This is a genomic window from Ruminococcus sp. YE71 (assembly GCF_900119155.1).
Lineage (GTDB): Bacteria > Bacillota > Clostridia > Oscillospirales > Ruminococcaceae > YE71.
Genome location: NZ_FPIR01000001.1, coordinates 401,513 through 410,431 on the forward strand (window position 1 = coordinate 401,513; position 8,919 = coordinate 410,431).

General features: G+C 53.9%; 2 protein-coding genes and 1 tRNA gene. 2 read left to right on the top strand and 1 reads right to left on the bottom strand.

The window, feature by feature from the left end; all coding sequences use genetic code 11:
* Nucleotides 1-29 precede the first annotated feature (29 nt).
* The gene (locus tag BT142_RS01770) at nt 30-2,447 is read right to left on the bottom strand and encodes a glycoside hydrolase family 94 protein (protein WP_072416477.1); all 2,418 of its coding nucleotides are present in this window, start codon (nt 2,445-2,447) and stop codon (nt 30-32) included.
* Nucleotides 2,448-2,723: 276 nt separating this feature from the next.
* Here BT142_RS01770 and BT142_RS01775 point away from each other — a divergent pair.
* Nucleotides 2,724-2,797: transfer RNA gene (locus BT142_RS01775), tRNA-Pro, on the top strand.
* Between the two features lie 527 nt (nt 2,798-3,324).
* Nucleotides 3,325-8,919 (top strand): isopeptide-forming domain-containing fimbrial protein (locus BT142_RS01780; protein WP_084659269.1); only part of this gene is annotated, 5,595 nt, incomplete at its 3' end.

Genomic DNA, 8,919 nt, shown 5'->3' on the forward strand with positions numbered 1-8,919 from the left:
GTAATTATTTCGGGATATTATTTACGAGCTCAGCCCATCACAACAACAATATTGGTGTCATCGGTCATCTTGCACTCGCAAACGAAGTTGCCGTCGAGCTTTTCGCCGTTGACAGTAACGCTCTTTACGCCGCTCTCAACGTGGTCGGGGTTCTGGATGTCGATGTGCAGCTTCTTGCCGCGGAAGGTCTTTTCGATCTTGAAGCCGTCCCAAACGTGCGGGATGGACGGGTCGATGACCAGACCCTCAGCGTTCGGTCTCATACCGCAGATACCCTCAACGCAGCCTACCATTACGGTGGAGCCTGTGCCGGTCAGCCAGTGAACGTGGCTGCGGCCTGCGTAGGGCGAGCGGGTGGACTCGGTGAACTGACCGTGTACATACGGCTCGAGCACTCTGATCTCAGCCTTCTCGTTCATGTTCGCGGGCGAGGACTCCATGAAGTACTCGAACGCTCTGTCGCCGTGACCCAGCAGGGACTCCGCAAGGATAGCCCAGCCCTGTGTCTGCGAGAAGATACCGCCGTTCTCCTTGGTGTCGGGGTTGAAGATGTGCATCAGCGCACCGTCGAAGTAGTGGTCAACGTAAGGCGGCTCAAGCAGCTTTACGCCGTAGGGGGTGTTCAGGATCTCGTGAACGCTGTTCATAGCGGTCTCGCCCTGCTCCTTGGAAGCAAAGCCCGAAATTACCGACCAGCTCTGCGGATTGAGCCACATATTAGCCTCGGGATCCTTCTTCGCGCCGACGATCACGCCGTCCTCACGGATACCGCGGATGAATCTGTCCTCATCCCAGCACTCGGAGAGGGTCTTGCCCAGCTCAGCCTGTGCCTTGGTGATGTAGTCGATATATTCAGCGTCGCCGCGCTCCTCAGCGTAGCCCTTGATAACGCTCATAGCGTAGTACAGCTGGAACGCAACGAAGGTGGATTCGCCCTTCTTGCCCATTCTAAGGCAGTCGTTCCAGTCAGCGTGGAGACCTGCGGGCATCTTGTGAGCGCCGAGTCTCTCCTGCGAGAAGCGGATAGCGTTCTTGAGGTGCTCGTAAACGGTAGCCTCGCCGCCGTTCTTCTCAGCGTAAACGATGACCTCATCGAGGAAGCCCTTGTTGCCCGTCTCGCCTATATACTTGACGATAGTCGGGAACAGCCAGAGAGCGTCGTCAGCACGGTAGCTGGGGTGACCTGTCTCCTTAGCGTAAACGCTGTTTTCGTCGTTTTCGTCGGGGCAGGTCTCGTTGCCCGCGTCGTGGTCGAACTTAACGAGAGGCAGACCGCCGCCGTTGGAAACCTGTGCAGACAGCATAAATCTGATCTTCTCAGCCGCAAGCTCGGGGTTGATGTGGATGATACCCTGAATGTCCTGAACGGTATCGCGGTAGCCGTAGCCGTTTCTCAGACCGCAGTAGATGAAGGAAGCCGCTCTCGACCAGATAAAGGTGATGAAGCACTGGTAAGCGTTCCATACGGAGACCATGTTGTTGAACTCGTCAGACGGGGTCTCTACCTGGAAGTTGTTCAGCTCGCCGTGCCAGTAGTCGATGAGCTCCTTGATCTCGGCGTCGCACTTGCCCTTTTCCTCGTAGGACTTGAGGATAGCGGCAGCCTCGGTGGGGTTCTTCTGACCGAGAACGTAGATGATCTCAACGGTCTCGCCGGGGTCAACGATCATGTTGGACTGGAGCGCACCGCAGGCGTTGGAGTTGTAGTTGAGCACGTTGTCGCACTTGCCGCGCTCAACAGCGATGGGGTTGCCATAATCTCTGTAGGGGCCCACGAAAGCGTCGAGCGAACCGTTGTAGTTGGCAACGGGAGCACCGACCGCACCGAAGAAACGCTCTCTCCAGTTGCTGCCGTTTTCGTCCTTGCCGCTGTTTTCGTTGATGTGCTGAACGATCATGTTGCCGTTCTCGAAGGAGGTTCTGGTGATGAACAGTGTGTACTGAAGGTTCACCTGATCCTGCTCGTAGTTGTTCTCGTTAGTGAACTCGATGAAGCCGAAAGCGGAGAGGTCTCTTACTCTGTCGGAATTGTTGGTGATCTTAGCTCTCCATACCTCGTAGGTCTTGTTCAGCGGAACGTAGTAGGTGACCTCGGAAGTGATGTCCGCGTAATCGGCGGTCATGGTGGTGTAAGCAGTACCGTGACGGCAAACGCTCTTGAACTTGTCGAGGGGCTTGCCTACAGGCTGCCACGAAGCCGACCAGTAGTCGTTTGCGTCGTTGTCGCGGATGTAGATGTATCTGCCGGGCAGACCGATGTTCGAGTTGAAGCGGTAACGTGCGATTCTGCCGTTAGCGCCGCTCTTTACGAAGCTGTAGCCGCCTGCATTGTTCGAGATGATAGCGCCGTACTCGGGGGAGCCGAGGTAGTTGGCCCAGGGTGCGGGAGTGTCGGGACGGGTGATGACATACTCCTTGTTTTTCAGGTCAAAATAACCGTACTTCATAGATGTAAAACTCCTTTACACGAAATTTAGAACAAGTTTTCCTGTATGGATATTTGAGCTAAAAGCCCGAGCGTCCGATACGCGCTGTCGTTGTTTCCAAGCCTGTGTTACGATACAGTTCATGATATCGCTTAATATATCATAACATAATTTTCGCAGAGTTTCAAGGGGGTAGAGCGAATTTTTTTCCGAAATCACGAAAAACCCAATCAAATTGCATCGTTTCATATCTTTATATTGACTGAGTGCTCATGATGTGATATAATATATTGGTTACGGGACGTAGCTCAGTTTGGTAGAGTGCGTGCTTTGGGAGCACGATGCCGCAGGTTCAAGTCCTGTCGTCCCGACGTTTTTTCAAAGACCTTCGATGTCATGTGCATCGGAGGTCTTTTTCTGTAATTATACATTCATCAAGCGTTCACAAAGTTCATACGTGATTTTTCGCGGTATTCCGTGCTTTTCCGAACATTTGCGACCGTGAAAGCCCTGTATTTTCAAGGGCGTCGGCAGGCAGATCGTAAACTGTCCGAAAAAGTTTCCCGAAAACGTTTGCGAAAAATCATGTATATCTTGCAAAATTGTGTAAAAACAGACGAAATTTCGTTACGAAAATTTGCATAAGCTGTTGACAGTTTGCTATATTTATGGTATAATACAAGGAGTAACTCATATGGAGTTCGGGACGGCAGTTCTTGGGGGAAGGCTCGCCGCTCTCATCAGAAAGGAGGAATCCCTGAATGTTCCCAAAGGGAACGCTTAAATCTCACCCGCACAAACGGCGGAAAACGGCACTTTTTCGGATAGCGTGTAGCCGAAAAGACCGAAAGCGCCCGCGTGCGGATATTAAAATCTTTTCAGGAAAGGGGGATCATTCTTGAGTAAGAAAAAGACTTTATCAAGCAGGATACTGAGTACGCTCACTTCCGCTCTGATGGTGTTTACGACTCTGCCTGCGGATATGTTCAGCATCCGCGCAGGCGCTGCGGACAACTGGCCCGCGACGGTAAACGGTGATACCGATATCACCCAGTACTTCCACGTAAACTCCACGGGCGTGCAGGATGCGGAATCGGGCGATGAGATCGGCAGCGGCGCCACTCTGCATAACGGGCAGGTCCTCAGTCTCGGATTCAGCTGGGATTCGAGCGAATACATGAACCACGACCCGTTCGAGCTTGAGTTCAGCCTCGGCATCAACACGGATGTCGTTGACTGCCAGACAAGCGAAGCCCATGTTCAGGGCTTTACCTGCGACGGCGATTACACCATCAGCGACGGCACGGTAACGATCGACGCTACACCGAAGAACGACAGGTACGATAACTTCCGCGGTTCCTACGAAGCGTTCGTAGTCGTTGATGTGGATAAGGACGATCTTGACGCGAACGGCTGCTTCAGCTTCTCGTATCTCGGCGAGACCTACACCTTCCGCCTTGCACCTCAGGGGCTTGATATCAAAAAGACATCGGGCGAACTCGTGATCGAGGGCGATGATATCTATCAGACCTTCTCGGTATCCGTAAAGCCCGAGGGCGGGACCCCGCTTAAGAATGTGACACTGATCGATAAGCTCGACGGCGAGCGTACCGATCTCTTCAAATCGATCGACGCTTCGAGCGTCAAGGTCGTATCCAACGGAGGAGAAGATCTTACTTCTTCGGCCGACATCACCTTTACAGGTCCATCGGATGAGATAGGACAGTTCAACATGGTGCTTCCCGAAGTGCCCGGCGACGGCGTTGTGCTTACCTACAGGGTAAAGCTCAACAAGGACTATCTCGCTGACTGCGCATCGGGTCAGAAGTACGCCACTCAGAACAACGCCATCTCGGCATATGACGAGATGGATCTGCACGCAGGCACGAGCTATGCGGGCGTTACCGTTGAGAAGGCTACCTTCGACAAGAGCGCCGAAGTACAGGGCGATAAGATCCATTACACGCTGGAATTCCACCCGAACGATCTGGATGTGTTCCTCGGTATCACCGACCACGAACAGATCACCGTCTCCGACTGCCTTACCGTCACCAAGGGCGACGAGAAGCTCTACGGCGGAGACATCGACGACGTCGTTCTCACCTACGACAGCGCAGCAGGCTGCTACAGGGCAGAGTACGATGTTGACATCGACAAGGACAACTGGGTAGCTCAGGACAAGAACGTCAAGGCTACGAACGACGCTAAGTTCGTTTACGGCGGCGAGAACTTCGAGGACGAGACTACCACAATCTTCAAGAAGGAGTCCACGGGTATCGTGGGCGGCACGGGCAAATCGATCGTTTCCACCGATGATGATTCCATCACATGGAAGATAGAGGTCGAGATACCCGAGGATACCGGCGACCTCGCCACCATCACCATCGAGGACAACGTCTTCGACGAAACGGCGGGACCGAGCTGGGTGACCTCAAAGTCCGACCCGACCCTTACAGGCGGCTTCTTCACCGACGCTTTCACCTACACGGTGGACGGGACAGTTATCCCCTCCGACCAGATGAAGGCGTACACAGGTACATCCAACTACACAGGCTACTACGGCTGGGTGAGCGGCAATTCGGATCAGGCGGACGAGATCGCGAAGTCGAGCGACTTCAACCTTGTTCTCAACAAGGCGTTCCTCACCGACTACGCAGGCAAGACGCTGACCATCACCTACACCACCAAGCTGAACGGCCAGGTGACCGATACCTACACCAATACCGTCAAGGCGGTATACACCACCACTGACAACGAAACGGGAGAATTCACCGATTCGGCTACCAAGAAGTCTGAGATCACAGGCTTTAAGAGAACAGGTCAGTCCACCATCAGCGGCTACTCCGCCGCCAACGACAAGAACGGCACAACCTTCTGGGAGTTCGACATCTACGGCGACGCCAACTACAAGTCGGGCGACGTCATCAAGGTAGTTGACACCCTCCCCGAATGCACCGAGCTTGTGAACGGCACGGTAATGCTCCAGACCAACGACAAGTACATCAGCGGTCTTGACGTATACAACACCGTGACCTGGACAGACCTTCCCGACTGGATGGCTGCTCAGTGCTCGTTCTTCAACGACTGCGTGACCACAAGCGTCAAGGGCAGAAAAGTTACCTTCACCATCACTCTTACCGACGAGCTCATCGCTTCCTACAAGGCAAGAGGAAACGTTATGGCGCTGGGCTATGCTCTTCAGCTCACCGAAGAAGGCCGGATAAAAATGGCGTTCGACGAGGGCCTCACGCTCGTGAACACTGCCGATGTTTACCTCAATGACAAGCCGCAGGCTGAGGACATCACCTCTACTCAGACCCTCACCTCCGACGGAAACAAGCTCATTGACAAGAAGGACGGCGAATACAAGCAGGTCGAGACCGATAAAGGTCTGTATGTGACCACCGACTTCACCATCAAGGTGAACCCCGAAAAGAAGAAACTGTCGGAAAACGGCAAGATATTCGTTGACGACTGGCTCGGCGGCAACTATGAGCTCCCCGAGACCGTATCCATCAACGGCACCGTCTACACCGTGAAGAAGACAGACGACGGCGACAATTCCCAGGGCACTGTTGCCGCATACTTCTACAAGGACGGCAAAAAGGTCGAGGGCTGGTCCGTAACAAGAACAGGCCCCGGCAAGAAGATGACATTCGCGCTTGACGACGAGACAGCTTACACCATCAGCTACAGCTGCCTTATCCAGACTATGGACAAGCACATAACCCTCAGCAAGGAAGAGGAAATGGCGAGATACAGCAACACAGCTGTTGTCCGCGGAAGCGGAAGCGACTCACAGTCCTCCAGCACCGTTGTGGACAGCGACGATTACGGCGTTTCGGCTACTATCGAAGCAGGAAGCATGGAGGGTTACATCATCATCAACATCGAGAAGGACTGGAACGGCGACGATAAGTCCATCAGACCCGACCACTTCACTCTGAACGTGGAAAAGACCGAACTCGATGCAAAGGGCAACCCCACAGGCGTTTCGACTACGTTCACAAAGCTCGTGAAGCTCAACGACAACGCGGTCGAAGAGGCTGACGGAAAGTGGCTCGTAACTCTCAAGTTCAAGACTCTTGAGTATAACGAGGCTACAGGTTCGTACTCCAAGTACGCTTACTCTATCGACGAGAACCAGCTTTCGGGCTACAAGGTGAACTCCTGGGTGAAGCACGTAAGCAGCACCAACGCTTCTTACGACAGCCCCGAGAACCTCACCACCACTGCCGAACAGGATTCCTCGGGCTCGGGCGCTATCTTCAACTACACTCTCACCAACCAAAAGGATGAGACCCAGAAGATAACCGACGCTACCGTTGAATTCAGCAAGACCGACATCACGGGCGAGAACGAGATAGCAGGCGCAAAGCTCGCTGTCTACAAGGCTGAGGATATCGGCGCGAACGGCAAGCCCCTTTCGGGCAAGGCTCCCGTGGACAGCTGGGTATCCGACGGAACTGCACACGCCGCAGTACTCACCGAGGGCGACTACGTTCTCATGGAGACAGGCGTTGAAGATTCGGCTTCCAAGTATAAGGTAGTCGATTCCGCAGTCAGCTTTACCGTTGAATCGGGTAAGGTAAAGAACGTGAGCGGCACTGTTGACAAGGACAGTGTCACAAGCAAGGACAAAGAGTCGGGTTATGTGCTCTACACCGAGGGTACAGACACCACCAACGCAAAATTCACTGTTTGCGATGCCGAAAAGACATTTGCATCCGTTGAGATCACCAAGGTCGATAACGACGGCAAAGCACTCGAAGGCGCTGTAGTGACAGTGACCGCCGACCGCGAGATCGAAACTTCCGATATCACCGTTACCGAAAGTGATACAGGCAAGCCCCTCGATTTCACAACAGGCACAAAGGGCGGCTGCACCTACATCAAGTTCACGACCGCGAGCGGCACTGCCGTTATCGGCGGACTCACTCAGGGCAAGTACACTGTCACCGAGATAGTTCCTCCCGACGGCTACACCGTGAACCCCGCCGCTAACGGCTTTGAAGTAGACGCTTCCAACAAGGTCAAGGGCAGCGGCGTTATAGATATCGTTGACGATATGCTCGTCATCAATATCAACAAGACCGACCTCACAGGCAAGAACGAGGTCCATAACGCTGTTCTGACCATCACCAACGATTCTCTCTCCGAGTATCAGTGGGCACAGATCGCCGATTCGAGCTCAGGTGTTCAGATGACCACCTACGGCGACGGCATCACCTGGACATCGGGCGATTCCGAAGTCCAGATCGTAGGTCTGCCGAATGGCACCTACACCCTCACAGAAACTCAGGGCGAGGAGAAGATCACCGACGACAACGGCAACGTTTACGACGTTCTGACTTCCGACGTTATCTTCACCATCGACAATTCCAAGGCAGATTTCCTCACGGTGACCAATGCCAAGTCGGATTTCGACAAGACCGCCGAGGAAGCCTACGCCGTAGCAAGCGGCGACACGATCACTATTTGTGACGCACTTCGCAAGTTCGGCACCGTAAGCGTTAGCAAGACCGAGATGGCTGGCGGCGACGAGATCGAGGGCGCGACCCTGAAAATCGAGACCACCGCCGACACATCGAATGTTGTTCTGACCCGCGACGGCAAGAACCTCACCGAGGGTTCCGATTACACCGTCGAGACAAAGAACGGCAAGACCACGATTACATTCACAACTGGAAGCACTAAGACCTTTGTAACGGGACTGGCAGAAGGCAGCTACACGCTGACTGAGACCATCGCACCTGATGGCTATGTCATCAACGAGAGCACTTTTGATTTCACAGTCAACAGCAAGGGCGAAGTTAGCAAGTCCGCAATCGAGGTCATCGACGAGGCTGTCAAGCTCTCCGTTAACAAGACCGACCTCACGGGCAAGACCGAGGTTCAGAACGCTGTTCTGACCATAACAAACTCCAGCCTGACCGCTGAGCAGTGGGCTGAGATCGCTTCTGCGAATGCAGGTGTCAAGCTCACCGCAAACGGCGACGGTATCACCTGGACTTCCGGAAAATCGGCAGTCGAGATCAAGTACTTATTAAATGGTACCTACACGCTGACCGAGACTCAGGGCGAAAAGGTAATCACCGATGCCGACGGCAACAAGTATGACGTGCTCGCATCCGAGGTAACGTTCGTTGTAGACAACACCAAGAACGACGTTGTTAAGGTTACCGACGCGAAGACTGATTTTGCAAGCGACGCGACCGAGGGCTACGCAGTATTCGACGGCGACACTCTCACCATCTGCGACGCGCTCCGCAAGTTCGGCACCGTAAGCGTAAGCAAGACCGAAATGGCAGGCGGCGACGAGATCGAGGGCGCGAAGCTCAAGATCGAGACCACCGCAGACACTTCCTGCCTCGTTCTCATGAGAGGAACATCCGTTCTCATCAAGGACGTTGACTACACAGTCAAGACCGCAGGCGGCAAGACAGTCATCACATTCGTAACAGGCACGACCAAGACCATTGTGACGGGTCTC